The sequence below is a fragment of the Paenibacillus sp. J22R98 genome (assembly GCF_059383835.1).
In genome coordinates, this window is sequence record NZ_JBXENW010000007.1 from 72,954 (window position 1) to 91,724 (window position 18,771).

Below are 18,771 nucleotides of genomic sequence, written 5' to 3' on the forward strand. Positions count from 1 at the left end.
CCTGCCAGCCTCCAAATCTCGTTCTATGAGTGCTGCTTCTCACGAATTTCACATTTCATCAAGCCTTCTTGGACATAGCGGTTTTTCATAAAATAGTGCCAAACCAGCCCGCTTCTGTAATTCTCAATCATGAGCAGCGTAATTCCCTTATCGATGCCGATGACATCGTCCGCGAACCACGCCGGCGTTACATCTAAGTTGTAGCTGTCCTTGAAGCCATATTGGCCCCATAGCTGCGGGTAGTTCTCATAATAATTCCGCATGGCGCTTATCACTTCCTGCGGCATAAACGGAAGAGACCCTGCTGCCCCTGCAGGCGGTACCGTGCCATCCGGCACATGCTGATCGTTCGCACTGTCACGGCCGGAAGGCGCCACACCGTAACGACCGCTGTAGCCGTTTGGTCCGTCACATGCCGTAAGCCCCCAAGCATCAGGGCCGAAGGTGCTGAATGTCGGTTCGTTCGCGATGCAATAATCCCGGTTGACTCTAGTAGCAACAACGGAGTTCTCCCACCAATCGACTTGATCGCGGTCTACCTTATTCCGAAGATCAAACCAGGCATGAGAGAATTGGAAGGCAAACAGCGAACCCAGCCATGTGTAAATAAAAGGCGGATTACTGCCATACGTCCCATATTGGCGGCCAAAATCATAGAACATGCTAGGATCGACCGGATGCGTGGGTGACGCGGCAGCAAGGAAGTACATCATGAACTGTTCGGCATACAGATCCCATCTGCCGAAGAATCCGCGTTCCGGGGCATACCCCATATAGAACTGGTTCGTTTCGGGGTCCCGATACCAATTCCAATCAATGCGCTCATAGAGCTTCTGCGCTTTCTCCCGCACATCACAGCCAAAATACTCGCCGGCAGCAATAGCACCGCAAAGGGCGATAGCCGTATCGATGACGGAAACCTCGCAGTCGCGATAGCGCTTGCCGGTTGTCATATCGAGGAAATGATAGAAGAACCCATTCACCTGCTCCGCATTCTCCAGCAAAGTGTTAAGTGTGCCCACTGCACGTTCATAGCCTTGGCTGCGGGAAATCCACTCGCGCTCCACGCCAATCAGGAGTGCGGTTAATCCAAATCCGACAGAAGCAACGCTGCACATCGAGGCGTCACCAGGCGCACGGTCGACGATTAAGCCGTATCCCGGGCTCTCTTTATCGCTATTCGCTTCTTCCCAGAAGAAGTAGAAGCTGCGTTTGCTTTCCAGCTCCAGCAATTGTTCATCCGTTAATTTCACTTTGTTAGCCTCCTAATAAAAAAGAATCCTTGATGCGGCAGATGTACGAGACCGCCCTCATTCGATCGAGAGCGATCCCGGAACATCAATCACGCATCCCCTTACAGTTTAACTTCTGATCCTGTACGGGCGGATTCATAGATAGCAGATAAAATTTTGATCATATCCACGCCTTGGTCGATGGTAAAGATCGGGTTCTCCCGGCCTTGTACTACATCCACGAAATGGTACAGGTTCTCGCCATGTCCGCCTGTGTCTTCGCCTAGGTGTGGAACAGTGTCAGTTACAGTGCCGTTGGATTCGCCGAAGATACCAAGCTTGCCGTTACTGAATCGGAATCCGGCTTTCGTGCCGCGAAGCTCTACGAAATTCTCTTCTTGTTCGATGTTGGAAGCCCAGCTGAACTCGATTTGGAGCGATGCGCCGTTGTCGAAGCGGATAAAGCCGATCGCAAGGTCCTCCACATCGAAGATCCCTTGACCTTCTGATTTCTCACCGAACTTGCTGTGCTCGGAGCCTGCAATATCGTCCGCGTCCGCGAACTTCGTATAGGTTGCGCCTGTAACGGATACCGGCTTCGGATTGCCCATGAACCAGATCGACAAGTCGATGAAGTGAACGCCAAGGTCGATCAACGGGCCGCCGCCTGACAGCTCCTTCGTCGTGAACCAGCCGCCCTTGCCGGGAATACCGCGGCGGCGAGTCCAACCGCAGCGGCCTGCATAAGCTTCGCCGAGGTTGCCTTCCTCAATCCACTGCTTGATGAACTTCGACGCCGGGCGGAAGCGATTGTTGCGCATAACCATGAGCACTTTGCCGCTTTTCTCCGCCGCTTGCTGCATCTTGATCGCTTCTGCCGGATTAACGGCATCCGGCTTCTCGCAGAAGACATGTTTGCCTGCTTCAAGCGCTGCAACGGCAATTTCGGAGTGGAACAGGTTAGGCGTGCAAATATCGATAATATCGATTTCGTCCATCTTGAGCACATCGCGATAATCGCTGAACGCTTGCGGAATGCCATGCTGCTCGGCCGCAGCCTGCGCTTTAGCCAGGTCGATATCTACGATGGCGACGATTTCAAGCTCTTCATGTTTCTTCAGCGGAGCGGAGTGCGCCCATTGGAAAATCCCACCTGCGCCAATTACAGCAACCTTTAACTTCTTCGTCATCGTAAACACCCTCTCTAACCGTCTGTGATCCTATTGCATTACTCGCCGGTAATTCCTGTTTTATCTACTACTTCTACGAATCGTCTCTGAGCGAACATATAAAGGATTAGCAGCGGCAGTACGATTAGCAGCGTGCCTGCCATCCGGATCGACTCATTGATATTTTTCGTCTGACCGCCGCCCACTGCCGCTCCGCCTCCATATAGCTTCGTAAACGAGTCATTGAAGGTTTTCAATTGCAGCGGAAGCGTCGTCATGCTGTCACCCAAATAAAGGGAGGTCAGATACGTTTCATTCCAATGCCATACCGTCGAGAAGAGCAATACTACGACGATAGCCGGTGTTGAGATTGGCAGGATAACCGTGAAGAAGGTCCGGATAAAGCCCGCTCCATCCATCTGCGCCGCTTCTTCGAGCGATGCAGGGATCGTCCGGAAAAACTGCGTATAAATCAAGATGAAGAGAACGCCCTTAATCCCTTGCGCGAAGATCGTCGGAACGATGAACGGCAGCGATGAGCCGAGCATGTGATATTCATTGAACATCAAGTAGAGCGGAATCATAACGACCTGGGACGGAACGATGAACGTAATCATCATCAGGCCAAGCACGATCGATTTGCCCGGGAAACGGAATTTCGCAATGCCGTATCCAACAACTGCGCAGGAAACGGTTTGGCCGATCGCCGGCAGCACGGAATTCAAGACCGAATTCCAAAACGTATCCATATAATCGAGAACATGCCAAGCCTGCGAGAAGTTCTCTAGGTACAGCTTCTGTGGAAGCCATAACACCGTCGGGTCCAGCAGGTCCGATAAACTCTTAAAGCTTTGCGAGACAAGATAGAGAATCGGATACAAATAGACGAATCCGATACTAATGAGCAGCGCGTAGACCAGCAATTTGAATACAATTCCGTCGTTGCCCTGTCTCCCCATCAGAATACGTTTGCCGCGATTGAAAGCACCAAGCAGAAAAGCTTTCTGCAACTTCATTCTTCGTTCCATTAAGCTCTCCTCCTCTTCGGTCTCACATTCACGTCATCGTTATTTCGGAACATCAGCAGAATTAATAGCAAGAAGACAAATATGACACCGAAGTAAATCCAGGCGATTGCGGTCGCGTAACCGAAGCCTGTGGTCAGGTTGAACATATTCTCTTTGATTAACTCAATGACATCGCTGAACGAGTTCGTGAACAAATCAACCGTCGTGTAAATCAAATTAACGGCGATAAACGGCTTAATGGCAGGCAGCGTTACTTTCCAGAAACTTACCCATGGCGATGCGCCATCGATTGCAGCCGCTTCATATACTTGCTTATTGACCTTCTGCAAGCCTGCAAGGAAGATCAAGATTTGCACGCCGGAGAACCACAGAATCAAGATGAGCTGTTGAATCAGGCTGATGATCGGCGACGACCATGCCGGGCTCAAATTGTCTTTAATAATCTCGATAATGCCGTACTTCTCAACGAGCGGAATCGCCGTTGCCCCTTGGCTGAACAGCTCATTGACAACCTCGCCGCTCGTAATAACGACCGGCAAGAAGAAAATCGCTCTGAACAGCCCCTTCATTCGAATCGGCTGGTTAATGAGCAAGGCTACGAGCATCGAGAACACGATAATAATCGGGATCATACCTACGGCCGATTTAATAAACAGCAGCAGCTTCTCTACAAATTCCGGATCGGACAGGAACGCGTATTTGTAGTTTTCCCCTTTGGTATATTCAGTCACGATGCCATCCGCACTGATGGTGACCTTGTGTAAGCTCAAATATACCGAGTAATAAATCGGATAGGCCATAAACAAGATGAAGCCAATTATCCAAGGCGACACCAGTGCATAACCGGTGAGCGCCTCTCTCATTTTTTTGGTCACTTTCAACTTACTCACCCCCGATGACAGCGAAGCTCTTCGCCTTGACGCTGACTTCGTTGTATGTGTAGTCGCTTGATGTATAATTCACTACAATTTCCACGCCATTGGAATATTTGACTGCCGATATGCCGTAGTCCGGAACAAGGCGCGCTTCGATCGTTGCATTCTGAACCTTGCTTAGCGCTTGGTTCACGGCCTTGTACGTTTCTTTAATCGGCTGCTCCAAATCGGAATATTGCGTTGTCAGCAAATCTACCGAAGGCGTGTCTCTCAGCTTCCAATACGGCTCATGCGTAAGCAAGAACGACGGATATTGACCGTAATCGATCATGCGCAGCGTATCCTCGCGAGGACTGGAAGCCGAATTCGACGGATAGCCGAAATAGTCGATGTAGCCGTGCAGGACGATTTGCAAGAACGGGATCGTATCCGTTTCGTACATGTACTGCGAAGCACCGGAGCCCATGCCGAACATCGTATCCGTGTATTTCCACAGATAGTCGTTGGCCTGATAAATCGCCAGCTCGTTCAAGTTTTTCTTAACGTTAGCGGCAAGCTCACGGTAAGCCTCCGCAGTCTGCTCACGCGTATAGGGATGCTTCTTGTTATAGTCGGAAACGAGTGTGCTGCCCGTAATGTCGAGCGCGAGCCCGTCTACGCCAAGATCCTTCATATCCTCGGTATCGTCCTTCGCAATTTCAACCGATTTCACCGGGCTAATGTCGCGCGCCATAATATCGGAGAAGAAATCGCTGTCGCCCCAGCCGAAGAACGGAAACTCGTTAATTTCGTTGTTGATCGCCCGAACGGCATCGGATCTGAAATTAACCAAATCCGAATTTTCGAAAGCAATCGTATAGTTGTTGTACAGATAGAGCGGAATGTCCTTGCTTTCCAAATACTTCTTCAGATCCTTCAGACCCGAAGCGCCGCCAAGCTTGGACTCAACAGGGAACTCAGCAGGGCGTGCACCGTTCAAGCCGCCGTCGTTCCAGCCCTCCAGCACCGTCTTCAAGTTCGTAATGCCGTTCTTCTCCAGGCTGTCGACCACCGACTTCGCTTGGCTAAACGTCGTCATCGGCACGACTTTGGCACCGAATGCGCTGGCTTCCGTTTCGCCGCCCAGCAGGCGAAGCTGCATCGGAACGTCTGCTTTGCTCTTCGTCGATTTCTCTTTAACCAGCTCGCCATTACCCTGCAAGTAGGTTCTGTACGACTTCGCCATCCCTACATAATCCGCTTCCTTGCCGCTGAGGAAATTGTAACGGACCTGACGGTCTGTCTTCAGCGCGGCTTTCTGGAATGTGTTGTAGCCGCCCATCGATTTACTCGTCGGCTGGAAGTAGCCGTAACGAATTTCGAATTTCGGGGCAACCCAATAGAAATCCGTGCTTAGTCCGCTTGGATACGCGACGATCTTGGCATTGAATCGGCCATCCTCGACGATGCCGAGTACGCCGTTCTGCCCCGCGCCGTGCACGATACCGAATACCGGAACCGATGTACGGCCGGTATTCATGTTGCCATCGGAGGTGTAGTCCGTGCCGTAAATCTTTCCGACATACGGCTCGTCAAACCGGGAATGCGCTTTGTTGAAGCGAATGAGTGCGCCTGAACGGTCCGGAATAAACAGATAACCCGGGATATCCGCCTTGTGCACCGCGCCGAGGAACGGGTAGGCCTGGATCGAAGCCAGCTTGCTGTTGCCTTTCTCCCACATCGAATCCGACGGAATGGAGACAACGAGCGAATCGTTCTCGATTTTGACTTCAAGTGCGATGCCTGCGTTCAACGTACCGAACGTAAGCTTCACGCGCACCCCTTGCTCGATCGGCTCAATGCCGTCGACTTTGCCGCCGAGCGACAAGAAGTTCCCCGTGCTCAGCATCTCTTCTTCGTTGTAGTATTCGAGCAGGACCGGCGACTTGACGGCTGTCTGCCACTCATCGTTTAACTCGGCATTTTGCAGATCGGCGTCGCTTGGCGTGGAAGCCCACACATAGCCGTTCTCCTTGTTCTTGACCATAATGGCAAGCGAAGCGTTTGACATATACAGCTCCAGCGAGCCCGACTCGCCGATCTTCTTATAGTCGGACGGAATCGTGCGATTCGCAATGGCGCTTGCCGTTTTCTCCGGCATGGTGTAATTGTTTGAACGATAAGGGAATGAGCCTTCCTGCTTATTAAGAACGATCTTGCTCTGACCCTCAGTGGATTGCTGCTCAACTGTAGCCCCATATGCGAACTGATACAACCCAACCGCTGCAAGCGCAGCAGATGCGACCAGGACAATCGGTTTCTTCTTAATGGACACGCAGATTCACCTCTTGGAATAACGAGTAAACAAATTCCCACACCTGGTTCGACAAGCCGAACAGGATAAACGCTACAAAGGCCATAATAAGCATGCCGATGATCGTGAGAACGATGTTTCTAACAGTCTCCTTAATTTCGTAGCCGTGGATCTCTTTCACCATGATGAAGAGGAGAATAGCACACCACAGAATGACGACATTGTAGGAGTAGTTATAAATGACACCCTCCATCAGGGTAAGGCCACGTGACAGAATTGCCAGCGGAATTGCAAAGATCATGTAAGGGGACAGCGCGTAAATCGTCCCTTTATAGATGTTCTTGAAGCTGCCTTCCCCATCGTTGATAACGCTGACGAGGTAGTTGGAAATCACCCATGCGAACAGAGGGATAAGCAGCTTGAGAAGCTCGCTCAAGATGTTAATCTGCAGCGGCTCTATCGTTGCGAACAGGAAGTTGGTCGTGTATAGACTGAACAACCGAACGCCGAACAGCACGACCAGCAGGACAGTGGCCGATCCCACCGAAGCTTTGTTGTTATGCTCCAGCTCGTAATACCCTTCGATCGGATGCCGCAGCATACGGAAAATATGCAGCAGCTGCGCGATGAACCATTGTCTTGTCACCTTTAGCCAAGCAACAACAACCGGCTTGCCGAATTGGTACTTCCGGTATGCGAAGCGAACGGCCATCAAAGCGATAATGGCGCCTATGACGGAGAATGCTACGTCAACCGCATGGTTCATAATCCATTCGCGCCGCAGTTCCCAGTACGCATTGGAGTATTCTTTCTTGTTTTTGGAAAACTTGAATTTCTCGAACGCTTCCTGATATTTGCCTTCTTTAAAGTAAGCAAGACCGATACCGGTGTGCGCTAGCGAGAACAAGCTGTTCTGACGCAGCACTTCATTCCACGGTTCACGGCTCTGTACGTATTTGCCGTCCAAATAAAGGCCAAGCGCTTCGTGTACGAGCTTGGTGAACGCAGTAGGCTGGAACACTTGGATGTTGGCGCGCTCGCCGCTAAGCACGAGCAATCTGCCGTCCGACGTAACAGCAATCCCTGTCGGAGCACGCAGCAAGCCAAGCCGTTGTTCGCCCGTGTCGTTGTAACTGAAGAGGAACATCAAGTTACCGTCGCGGTTATATTCCAGGATCATGCCTTCACCGGCATCCACCGCATAAATATTGCCCATCACGTCGGTCGTAATATCGGCAACCTGGTTAAGCGACCACGTGCCGCCGAGCAAATCCTTGCCCGCTACGTTCAGCTTCTTAATGGCGCCGCCGTTAATGCCTGTCGTACTCGTATAGATAAGGCCTTCGGAGTCAACCGAGATATTCGTCGGCGAAATCGGCATTTCGCGCGTCATTTTGCTTAGCTGACTTTTGGTATAGAACATACGCTGCAGCGTCTTCAGCAGGCTAAAGCCCGCCCGGTTGCCGCCGAAGTAGCCAAGGAATTTGCCTTCCTTGTCCAGTCGGACAAGACCTTGAATAAGACCCTCACCGATAATGTAGATGCTCCCGCGTTTATCGACAATGACCTTCTGCGGCTTGAACGGCGTATCTTTGCCGTACAGCTTGGACTTCGGCTTGCCGATGGTCTGCTTCAACTTACCGTCTGGACCAAATACAACTACGCTTTGCTTGGCATAATCCGCAACGTAGATATCTTTCTGTTCCGTTACGAACACGCCCTTCGGCTGCTTCAAGTTCCCTTCGCCGATAATGCGAATGAAGTTCCCCCATGAGTCCAACTCTACAATTCGAGCGTTGCCGGTATCGGCAACGTACACATGGTCTTCGTTATCCACAAAAATATCCTGCGGGCTATTCAGCTCCACTTTTCCGTTGCTTAGCGCTTCATTTTCGCCAAAGATGCTGTACCCATCGATTGCGCCTACTGGCATGTAGGCGTTCTGCATCATAATGCCATGACCTTTTTCATCGATCGTGAAGGTAGGATAAGGCACGTCCGCATAAGCAGTAGTCGAACCAACCAATAGCGCAGCCGCAACGAGAAGTGTGAGCCATCTGAATCTGAACATTGTTCTCCTCCTCACTTCAAACCGGAATGCGCCATCGTATCCATTACTTTACTTTGCATGAATATGAAGATGGCCAAGTTCGGAATAAACATCAGAAGCGCTGCCGCCGCTGCCATCCCCTGACCGGCAATATTATTTTCCATCGCGGTAGTCGTCGTCAGCGTACTCATGTAGAATGCAAACGTCTTCAGCGTTTCCTTGCTCATGAATAACGAGGAGGTTTCCGCGTTGTTCCAAGCCAATTGGAACGATAGAATCGCTACGGTCGCAAGCGCCGGCATAATCATCGGAATAACGAGCTTACGGAATACGTAATAATCGTTCGCTCCGTCTAGCTGCGCTGCCTCGATAAGCGCATTCGGGATTTGATCGACGAATTGCTTAACCAGGAACACGCCTACCGGCAAGGAAAGCATCGGTAAGATATGTCCGAGGAAGTTATCCGTCAGCCCCAGCTTCTCTATGACCAAATAACGCGGAATCGTTACCGCTGCCGGTACGAACATGAGCGCGATAATATTGACTTCGAACACTACTTTTTTCATTTTGAATTCTTTTTTGGACAAAGCGAACCCTGTCATGGAACAGATCACAATAGACAGGAACACGACTGAGCCTGTTACCAAGATGCTGTTGAACAAATATTTCGTTTTTGGAACAGCTGCCACGTCGCCGACGCTGAACAGGGTTGCGAAGTTACTCCATGTCGGATGCTGAACAAACAGCTTCGGCGGATAGAGAAACAGCTCGTCTACAGGCTTGAGCGCCTGAGAGAAAATAAAGATAATCGGCAAGATCATAAACACGGACAGAGAAATGAGGAAGAGAAAGAACTTCCATTGACCGAAGCTGAACCGATCCGGATTGATTTTATTACTATGAAAAGAAGCCATTTACGCAATCACCTTCTCCCAATTCGTGATACACTGCGGACTAGTCGGAGTCACCGAACAAACGCCAGCACAGTTTAGAAAATCCGTAAACAATGATGAGCAAGACGACGGAAACCGCGGAAGCATAACCCATGTCATAACGCAGGAAACCATAGTCCTCGATATGATTGATCATCAGCTGCCCGGCATTTTGCGGTGTCGGATTGGCGCCGGAGAGCTGCACGCCAATGGCTCCGGCCTGGAATGTACCGACGACGGCCATAACGGCTCCGAAGAGCATTTGCGGCTTCATACTAGGAATGGTAATGTACCACACCTCTTGAAGTCGGTTGCGAATGCCATCGATATACCCGGCTTCATACATCTCGCCGTTAATGTTGAGGATACCTGCGAGCATCGCAAGGAAGCCAACGCCCATACTGTTCCAGAGCGATACGGTCACCATGATCGGCATCAGATAATGCGGCGATTGTGTCCACTGAATCGGCTCGTTAATAATTGCAAGACTCATCAAGAAATGATTCAAATAACCGGAAGCATTACCGCTGAAAATAACAAGCCACACGACAGCCATCGCTACAGCTGCTGTCAAAGACGGCGAGTAAATCGCCAAAGCGATTACCGTACGCGACTTCTTCGGAATTTGCGCCAGCAGCCAAGCGAGCCAGAAGGATAATAAATATCCTCCCGGGCCGACCAGCAACGCGAATTTAAGCGTATTGGGCAAGACGTACATCATAAAGGCATTATCTTGTGTAATCAGGTTTACATAGTTGGTCAGTCCAATAAACTTAGGCGTTTGAATCGAGTTGAAATCGGTAAACGACAAGTAAATGGCAGAAACGACCGGAACTACGACAAGCAGTGAAAAAATGATAAAAAACGGACTTATGAAAACAAAGGCGTTTAATTCGTTTTTTATTGCTTTTGCAGTCGCAGGCTTCACTTTTCATCACCTCGTTTGGCCATGTCTGACATATTCGGCATTATCGGCACATGAAGCGGTTTGACAACTTTACCGTTCTTGAGATAACCGAAATCCGTAAGCTGCTTCTTAATTTCGCGATTGCCGTTAATGACGGCGTCTTCCATCGCCCTTCGCGCGTTGTAGCCGTCGAAGACGACTTTGTTCCAAGCGTCGCTTATTTCCCGCTCGACCATGTAGTCGCCGAAGAAGCGCGGAATATCCCATAACCATTTCCATTGCTCTTGGATAACTTCAATATCTTCCTTCGGCCAGGAAAGCTGGCTGAACGCCTCAACATTGGCCGTATTCCATTTGTAGGTCGGACCATAGATCGCTTCCAGGTTGTTACCGAAGCGAACTTGAGTTTCTTCGGAGGTCCACCATTTCAGGAACTCCCACGTGTTGTCTTTCTTCTTGCTGCTATTGAACATGATCGCAGTTGCGCCTGTTCCCGGAGCCGTGCGGTTTACGACGCCATCTTTGCCTTTAACGCCAGGGTAAGGGGCAATCTTCCACCAACCGGCGAGCTCAGGAGCTGCGGCCGTCAACTGAATATAAGTAGAAGCATCCGCAATACCGATAGGCAAGCTGCCATCGCGGAACTGGTTATAGAAACTTGGTACCTGCAGCGGAACGCTGTATACCGTAAACATGTCTGTCATTTGCTTCAATCCGGCCAATGCCGCATCCTGATCGATCGCGGTGTGGAGGCCATCATCGGTGTACAGCTTACCTCCAGTTTGATAGATGAATGGGACAGTGTTGTTGTACGGCTTAAATCCGCCTGTTTGCGACAGCGGCAGATAGAAGTTCATCCCGAAACGCTGCAGCTCCGGCAAGATTTGCTTTACCTCTTCCATCGTATCGGGAACAGGGATATTAAGCGCATCGAGAATATCCTTCCGGTAGAACAAAACCCAGAAGCTTTGTGTTTCCGGCAAAGCGTACAGCTTCTGATCGAAAGTGACCGGAACCAGTGCGCCCGGCGAGAACCGCTTCTGTACGTCGTCAAAGCCTTCGAATTGATTCATGTCCGCTAACGCTCCGCGCGCAGCAAGACGGAAAGGAATATAGTTGCTGACGCCGAGTGCAGCATCAGGCGCATTTCCCGCAGCGCTGGCAAGCACTAGCTTACCTTCGTCCGGCATAATGGAAAGCGTCACTTTAATGCCGGTTTTCTTCGTGAATTCTTGGTTGATCAGCTGCTGCATCTGGGTCACGTTCTGACGCGAACGGTTTACCCATACCTGAACGGCATCTTTATCGTCAGCGTTTACTTTGGAGTAATCCCGTGTAAACGATTTGAAGAAAGCAGCGATACTGTTCCAAAGCGATTTGAAGAAGCTTGCTTTCTCGCTTGGCAGCTTGCTGTCCGAATAAATATAGAACCGATCCAATTGAAGCGGCTGTCTCGGCAGCTTCGTGTTAATCACACCAAGCGTCTGCAGCACAGAGCCTGAGCCTTCAGACAATCGGTTAAATTGATACGGAATTTTCTCCGGTTCCTTCGACATCCGCTCAAGCGTTTCCGCAGCAACGAGCAAATTACTCGCTTGATCCGGATTGGCGCCCGCAAGCTTCTTAAGCGCGTCGTATTGCTTGCGCAAAGTAGAAGCGAATCCTTCCAGCTTCTTCGGCAAATCAGGCATCTGCTTCGTAATGTCCCAGTCCCGATTCACGTCCATCGTATTGCCTGTCGCCATCTTAATCTCTAGAGCCAATGTGTTAATGTCCCACATGACATTCTTAATCGTTTGGATGACTTGACCATATGGCGCAGCGTCAGCTCTAAGCGAAATTTCATGTTCGCCTGCTGTAAGCGCGAATAGATACGCTTTACCGTCTTTGCCCGACATGATTTCATTACGCCATTCATCCGTGTAAGGGAAGGCGTACTCATTCACTTCTTTGAACGGCACTTTACCATCTATCATCAACGTGCGATATACAGGCATGCTCGTTTTTCCAGTCTGCAAATACTTGAATGCCAGTTGGTAAGAGCCCGCCTTATCCACTTTCACTTTCCAAGTAGCTTGCTGTCCGCCCACTTGCCACGCCTGCTCGTTCTCTTCGGCGTTGCCACTGGTTGCAATTGTTTCTCCACCGAGCGTGTTCAACGTGACTTTACCGTCTCTATGAGGAACAACAGTTGCATCTCCGCTTGCAATCGCGCGAATCGACGGCTCCGATTTCGAAATCGGATGCTCGGCTTCCACGACTAGAATGGATGAGTCTGCTTTAGACAAGCTATTCGCTTTCGCGTATTGCTCGTACTTCGGCAGTACCTCCGGAGAGGAAATGACGATTCGGCCAATTAGCGCCGCTTCGCGCAAGTTCATGAGTTTAATGCTGTTGGAACCTTGTTTCAGATAGAACCGCAGCGGTTCCGCTGTGAAAAAACTGGCATCCATTAAGGGAGCCGTTTGCCATTGCTTGATTTGCTTCTGGCTGGCCGGCGTCTCATTCCCGAGTGCATCACGGTCGAATGTCGCGTTTTCATCTGTCCACAGCTTCGGAAGCACAACTCTTCTGGATTCAAAAAACGGATATTTTCCGTTTACTTCAATAGCCCGCTCAATCGGAATAATTTTATCCGATGTCGAGTAATAGTCGATTTTAATTTGGTAGAGCCCATCTTGAGGCGCAGTTACATTCAAATCGATCGCATTCAAGTCGTCCGTCCATGAAAACACCGGCTCGTCATAGCCGTTCGAATCCGAAGTCAGTGAAGCTTTGCCGTTAGGCGTAATAAACTGATTAGGATGAATAATGATATCATTTGAAGCGTCTTTGATCCCTTTGTCCTGCCATGCTTTAAGCACGTCGCTGTAGGCATCCTCTACGACCTTCTTAACAGGGGAGTCTTCTTCCTCGTCGCCCGCCGTGTCCTTTACTTCGTCCTGCTTGCCGGCACCCGAAGAAATTTCGCTGCCGCCACCGCCAAATAAACCATCCAAAATATCGTCATTCTCTTGTTTATCTTTGTCAGGCGCGGCAGCCTCATCAGCCTGCGCGATGGAACGACCATCGAAGGATACAGGTACTGTTGTCGCCAGAAGCGAAACAAATATAATTGCAGCTAATAATGGTTTGAACTTCATGCTTTCACCCCAGTAGAACAATTTTTCCTCCCCTAAGAGGGGAGGAAAAATTGTGATTACTTGCTTTTATTTTGTTGCTTCGGTAATTTTAGCCATTGCGTTGTTGTAGTACTCCATCGATTTCTCTTGAAGCTCTGCAGCTACGTCTTCCGGTCTTGCTTCGCCTTTTTGGAACTTCTCGTTGTACTTGTCTTTCACTTTGGAGGTGAAGTCTGCAAAGCCCGGTTGGTATTTGAATGTTTCAAGCACGCCGGTTGGGATTGATTTTACGATATCTTTAACGCCCGGCGTTACAAAGTCTTGCGCCAACCATGCTTCCCATACAGTTGGATCATTAACAAGCGGCATGGAAGCTAGCGGAGACTCGTCTTTAATACGTGCCAACCAGCCGTCTTTGGAATAAGTCATCCATTTCAAGAACTCAACTGCTTCTTTCTTATGCTTCGAGCTCTTCGTTACGCCTGCATAGTCCGTAACCAGTCCGGCTTTTTGTTGTTGACCGTCATAGCCCGGAACCGGAAGGATATCCCAGTTGAATTTCAAGTTTTGTTTGTACCAAGTCAAGCTCCAAGTTGCATCGAACACCATACCGACTTTACCGATGTTGAAGCCGCTGATGTCTTTGCCGTACCATTTGTCTTTTTGTTCTTTCTTGTAGCTTTGAAGCGACGATTTGTCTTTCATACCGAAGTTCGTTGCCCAGTTAACAGCTTGCGCCCATGCCGGGTTTGTGTAGTTATATTGCGTGCCGTCCCATGTCGAAGCGCCTAGCGTATTATCGATGTTAGGGATCAATACGTCAGCCATGCCCGCTGCACCATCTATACCGAATTGCTGTTCGTTAAAATTCGTAAGCTTCTTGGAAATATCCTCGAGATCAGAAACGGTCCAGTTAGCGCTAGGAATTGGAATATTCGCTTTTGCAAACAGATCTTTGTTAATGTAGACGCCCCATGAGAAGAGTCCGTGCGGCAATGCAAATTGCTTGCCGTTATATTTACCTGTGTCGGCCAAGTTGCCGTAAATTTTATCAGGAGCAAAATCAGGATCCTGTTCCAGATAAGGAGTCAAATCTTCAAGCCAGCCGCTGCCTACAGCGAGAGGCACGTTAAACAACCAAGTTACGTCGGGAAGTTTGTTAGCTGCCGCTGCAGCTGCCAATTTCTCATCCCAAGGCCAATCCATCGATTTATCGATTACTACTTTAATGTTCGGGTGAGCGGCTTCGAATGCTTTGATACGTTTCATCTCAGCACCGTTGTCTGCTTTATCGCCCCAAGTTCCGTATGTGATCGTTACAACTTCATCCGTTGCGGCAGGCTCTTCCGCAGCCGGCTCTTCTGCTGGCTCCGTAGTCGTGTTTGTCGCCGTATTATTGGTCTCTGTTGTGTTGCCCGTATTCGTGTTCGTTGCTGTGTTGTTCGCATTGTTGTTGCTGCTGCCGCAGCCGGCAAGTACAAACGATACAGCCAGTACCATTAGAAGCAACATGCTAATTGACTTTTTCATTCCAATTCTCCCCCAGCTCGTGAATGTAGATTTGGTATTTCTTAGTCGACTTCCCCATAAACACAATCATGCTCGTCTTGCTTATTTACTGCCCGGTTAACTCTGGTTTCGCCTCCCTTCATGGAATATATAATTTTCTTCTTGTTCATTGTGAGCGCCTTTGAATCCACAGGATTGACGGATGACCAGCTGTGTCGGAAGTAAGATCGAGTTCTCTTCTTTCTGTACATTGAACACAAGCTGTGTAGCAATCGCTCCCATTTCATATTTAGAATGGCCGATGGTCGTCAATGAAGGTCGAACCAACGGTCCAAAACTAATGTTGTCAAAGCCGACCACTGCGACATCTTCAGGCACTCGAACTCCGCCTTCGCGCAGCGCTCGCATAGCGCCAATCGCCATTTCATCATTCGCTGCGAATATGGCATCCGGCAGTCGATTGCATGCCATCATGACCTTAACCGTCTGATAGCCCCCGGCTTCCAAGTAACGTCCTTGCAAAGTGATCTTGGCAGGTACAGGCAAATTATGTTCGGTAAGTGCACGCTTGTAGCCTTCATAGCGTTTGGAGTTGTCATACGCTGCGAGTGGTCCGCTAAGGAATTCAATTTTCTTGCGCCCCAGTTTAATGAGATGCGTAACCGCATCGTAGGCGCCTTGTTCGTTAGTGATCAGTACGCTGTGTACATAATCGCTCTTAAGCTCTCGGTCAAGTACCACGATCGGGAATGACTCCGCCGCAACCTGAAGGATTAAACTGTCCGCAATCGCTGTACCCATAATAATGGCGCCATCCACGAACTTTTCTCTCAGGAACCGATTCGCTGAGCTGTTCTCACCGCCATACGTACTGCAAACAATGAGATTGTAATCGTGCGAAGCAACGACTTCCTGTACACCTTCAATGACTTGACTATAGAAAGGTCCGCCCAGATCATTCAGGAACAGTCCGATCGTTTCACTTTTACGTTTCTTCAAATTTCGTGCCGCGCCGCTTGGCCGGTAGCTTAACTCTTCTGCAGCTCGAATGACTTTCTTTCGCGTTTCCTCACTTATCTTCGGTGAGTTATTCAGTGCGTAAGAAACAGTTGATACGGCAACTCCGGCCATTTTAGCAACATCTTTGATCGTAGCAGCCATCATCAATTCCACCTCGGGTTCAGCCTGTTGAAACGTTTCGAAAGAATAAAGTAAAATTCCCCCATATGAAACGCTTACATTCCTGATTAGCGCTCCGACTTGGACTCATACTCGCAGAGGGATTTTTATTTAAAGAACTAACCTTTTCTGTCGTAGAAACGTTTCACAAACACATAATATCATAAAGTTTTGGAAGTGAAAAGGCTTTCAAATGATAAAATGGCACTTTTTTTTGTTAGAAAATTGTTAGTTCCTGTCTTTGGTTCCCAATTGAATTCTGAATACCGTCGAAACGATTCGATAAAAAATGGAAAAACCCCCGAGATATCGGGGGTTTTTCCTAATGATGATTTAAATGACTTCGAATTGTCCTTCCAAGCCTTCAGCACTGCTTGGACCGATCCAGAGCTTGAATTTCCCCGGCTCAACAACAAAATGATGCTCCTGATTAATAAATCCGAGCTCTTCCTTCGCCAGCTGGAATGAAACGGTCGTGCTTTCGCCGGCTTTCAGCGTAATTCTGCGGAAGCCCTTGAGTTCTTTCACAGGTCTGGTAACGCTTGCTGCCTCATCGCAAATATACAGCTGTACGATTTCGACACCTTCGCGCGTTCCAGTATTTTGCACCTTTGCAGATACGTGCAGCGTTTGGCCAAGCGGAAGCTCGGCTTGCTCGATCTGCAGCTCTTCATAGCTGAAGCTTGTATACGTTAGACCATGTCCAAACGGATATAAAGGTGTAATATCGGAATCTACATAACGTCTCATATGGGGTCTGCCTGTTTTCTTCGCATTGTAATAGATCGGCACTTGGCCTGCGTGTCTTGGGAACGTCACCGGCAGCTTGCCGCTTGGGCTGGCTGCGCCAAACAGGATGTCGGCGATTGCCGGCCCTGCTTGTACGCCGAGCTGCCATGCTTCAACGATAGCCGGAATATTCGCATCTGCCCATTCAAGCGTAAGCGGACGTCCGTTTGCGAGTACAAGAACAACCGGAACGCCTGTCGCATGAATCGCTTCAAGCAGCTTCTGCTGGCTAGCCGGAATATCGAGCGATACGCGGCTGTTATTCTCGCCGCTCATATCCGCATTCTCGCCTAATACGAGAATGGCGACATCACTGCTGATCGCAGCCGAAACCGCCTGCTCCAGCTCCTCAGCCGTACCGTCAAGCACGCCTGAACCCCGTGCATAAACAACTTCGGTTTGATGCTGATGAGCAAGTGCCCGAATCCCTGCCAATACGGTAATCACATCTTCCGGTCTTCCTTGTCCGCGCCAGCAGCCGAGCTGTGCCTCAGAATCCTCGGCAAAAGGACCGATAACCGCCAGCTTCCGAACGGACGACTTGAGCGGAAGCGTGTCGTTCTCATTCTTGAGCAGCACAATCGATTGACGCGCCATTTCGCGCGCTGTTTCCAGATGCGCAGAATGAAGCATGAAGGAGTTCGCCAATTTATTGTCCACATACGGGTGCGTGAATAGGCCCAGCTGATGCTTCACGCGCAAAATACGGCGAACCGCATCATCAATCTCGCTCTCGTTCACCTCGCCTCTCTCGATCAACGCAGCCAGATGCTCATGATAAATAAGGGAATGCATGTCCATATGCATGCCTGCTTTTATCGCTTGCAGTCCTGCTTGCTCGCGGTTAGCGGCATAGCCATGTTGAACGAGCTCATCTACGGATTCCCAGTCGCTGACGACGAAACCGTTGAAGCCCCACTCGCCTTGCAGCACATCTTTGAGCAGCCAACGGTTACCGGAAGCCGGTACCCCGTTAATTTCATTGAAAGCCGCCATAATCGTGCCTGCACCGGCATCTAGCGCCGCTTGAAACGGCGGGAAATACGTTTCGCGCATGCGCGTCTCCGACACGTCAACCGTGTTGTAGTCACGGCCGCCTTCAGCAAGTCCATATGCGGCAAAATGCTTCGGACAAGCCATCACATGCGGACGATCCGTCCAATCATTCCGCTGAATCCCTCTAACGCGAGCTCCTGCAACGGAGGAAGCCAGGAAGGTATCTTCCCCTGCACCTTCCGCGATTCTTCCCCATCTTGCGTCGCGGGCGATATCAACCATCGGCGCAAGAATCCAGTTGATACCGTCGGATGAAGCTTCACGCGCAGCAATCGCTGCCGTTTCTTCCAACAGCTCCGGATTCCAGCTGCACACCTCTGCAAGCGGAATCGGGAAAGTCGACCGGTAGCCATGGATGACATCATCTGCAAACAGCAGCGGAATGCCCAGTCTGGACTCCTCAATCGCGATACGCTGGAGCTCATTCACCGTATCCGCTCCGCGCACGCCAAGAATGGAGCCGACCATACCTTCTTCGATCAGCTCCCCATCGGATTCTTCGTCGAATGTACCCAGCTGGGTCAGTTGGCCGATTTTCTCCTGCAGCGTCATCTGAGCAAGCAGCGACTCGATTGCAGCTTCCTTCTCTGAGTCCAGCCGGAAAGGCGATTTCTTCTTGTTGTTATCCAT

Annotated in this window: 12 protein-coding genes; all 12 read right to left on the reverse strand. The window is 49.9% G+C overall.

Translation table 11 applies throughout. From position 1 onward, the window contains the following. Positions 1-23 precede the first annotated feature (23 nt). Positions 24-1,253, reverse strand: a complete 1,230-nt coding sequence (locus tag AC50Y3_RS19785) for a glucoamylase family protein (protein ID WP_494820446.1) — start codon at positions 1,251-1,253, stop codon at positions 24-26. A 101-nt stretch (positions 1,254-1,354) separates the two neighbouring features. Next, a complete protein-coding gene (locus tag AC50Y3_RS19790) occupies positions 1,355-2,422 on the reverse strand; it encodes a Gfo/Idh/MocA family protein (protein ID WP_494820447.1) in 1,068 nt (355 codons plus the stop codon). Between the two features lie 38 nt (positions 2,423-2,460). Further along, positions 2,461-3,429, reverse strand: coding sequence for a carbohydrate ABC transporter permease (locus tag AC50Y3_RS19795; protein WP_494820448.1), 969 nt, complete (start codon positions 3,427-3,429; stop codon positions 2,461-2,463). Further along, complete coding sequence (locus AC50Y3_RS19800) at positions 3,429-4,304, reverse strand: carbohydrate ABC transporter permease (protein ID WP_494820705.1); 876 nt, start codon at positions 4,302-4,304, stop codon at positions 3,429-3,431. The genes AC50Y3_RS19795 and AC50Y3_RS19800 overlap by 1 nt, the downstream gene beginning before the upstream one ends. 7 nt (positions 4,305-4,311) lie before the next feature. After that, positions 4,312-6,618, reverse strand: coding sequence for a DUF5696 domain-containing protein (locus AC50Y3_RS19805; RefSeq protein ID WP_494820449.1), 2,307 nt, complete (start codon positions 6,616-6,618; stop codon positions 4,312-4,314). After that, the gene (locus AC50Y3_RS19810; RefSeq protein WP_494820450.1) at positions 6,608-8,668 is read right to left on the reverse strand and encodes a YIP1 family protein; all 2,061 of its coding nucleotides are present in this window, start codon (positions 8,666-8,668) and stop codon (positions 6,608-6,610) included. The genes AC50Y3_RS19805 and AC50Y3_RS19810 overlap by 11 nt, the downstream gene beginning before the upstream one ends. An 11-nt stretch (positions 8,669-8,679) precedes the next feature. After that, positions 8,680-9,561: a carbohydrate ABC transporter permease gene (locus AC50Y3_RS19815; RefSeq protein ID WP_494820451.1), complete on the reverse strand. Its 882-nt coding sequence runs from the start codon at positions 9,559-9,561 to the stop codon at positions 8,680-8,682. A 40-nt stretch (positions 9,562-9,601) separates the two neighbouring features. Beyond that, positions 9,602-10,507 (reverse strand): carbohydrate ABC transporter permease, encoded by a 906-nt coding sequence (locus AC50Y3_RS19820; RefSeq protein ID WP_494820452.1) that lies wholly within the window; start codon positions 10,505-10,507, stop codon positions 9,602-9,604. Next, a complete protein-coding gene (locus tag AC50Y3_RS19825; protein ID WP_494820453.1) occupies positions 10,504-13,629 on the reverse strand; it encodes an extracellular solute-binding protein in 3,126 nt (1,041 codons plus the stop codon). The genes AC50Y3_RS19820 and AC50Y3_RS19825 overlap by 4 nt, the downstream gene beginning before the upstream one ends. Before the next feature lie 66 nt (positions 13,630-13,695). Then, positions 13,696-15,138, reverse strand: a complete 1,443-nt coding sequence (locus AC50Y3_RS19830; protein WP_494820454.1) for an extracellular solute-binding protein — start codon at positions 15,136-15,138, stop codon at positions 13,696-13,698. 96 nt (positions 15,139-15,234) lie between these two features. Next, positions 15,235-16,281, reverse strand: coding sequence for a LacI family DNA-binding transcriptional regulator (locus tag AC50Y3_RS19835; protein WP_494820455.1), 1,047 nt, complete (start codon positions 16,279-16,281; stop codon positions 15,235-15,237). A gap of 348 nt (positions 16,282-16,629) precedes the next feature. Then, a complete protein-coding gene (locus AC50Y3_RS19840; RefSeq protein ID WP_494820456.1) occupies positions 16,630-18,771 on the reverse strand; it encodes a glycoside hydrolase family 3 N-terminal domain-containing protein in 2,142 nt (713 codons plus the stop codon).

Excerpts from the sequence above, each read along its gene's own strand:
- AC50Y3_RS19790 (WP_494820447.1), bottom strand. The coding sequence starts at position 2,422 with ATGACGAAGAAGTTAAAGGTTGCTGTAATTGGCGCAGGTGGGATTTTC.
- AC50Y3_RS19795 (WP_494820448.1), bottom strand. The coding sequence starts at position 3,429 with ATGGAACGAAGAATGAAGTTGCAGAAAGCTTTTCTGCTTGGTGCTTTC.
- AC50Y3_RS19810 (WP_494820450.1), bottom strand. The coding sequence starts at position 8,668 with ATGTTCAGATTCAGATGGCTCACACTTCTCGTTGCGGCTGCGCTATTG.
- AC50Y3_RS19815 (WP_494820451.1), bottom strand. The coding sequence starts at position 9,561 with ATGGCTTCTTTTCATAGTAATAAAATCAATCCGGATCGGTTCAGCTTC.
- AC50Y3_RS19825 (WP_494820453.1), bottom strand. The coding sequence starts at position 13,629 with ATGAAGTTCAAACCATTATTAGCTGCAATTATATTTGTTTCGCTTCTG.
- AC50Y3_RS19830 (WP_494820454.1), bottom strand. The coding sequence starts at position 15,138 with ATGAAAAAGTCAATTAGCATGTTGCTTCTAATGGTACTGGCTGTATCG.
- AC50Y3_RS19835 (WP_494820455.1), bottom strand. The coding sequence starts at position 16,281 with ATGATGGCTGCTACGATCAAAGATGTTGCTAAAATGGCCGGAGTTGCC.
- AC50Y3_RS19840 (WP_494820456.1), bottom strand. The coding sequence starts at position 18,771 with ATGGATAACAACAAGAAGAAATCGCCTTTCCGGCTGGACTCAGAGAAG.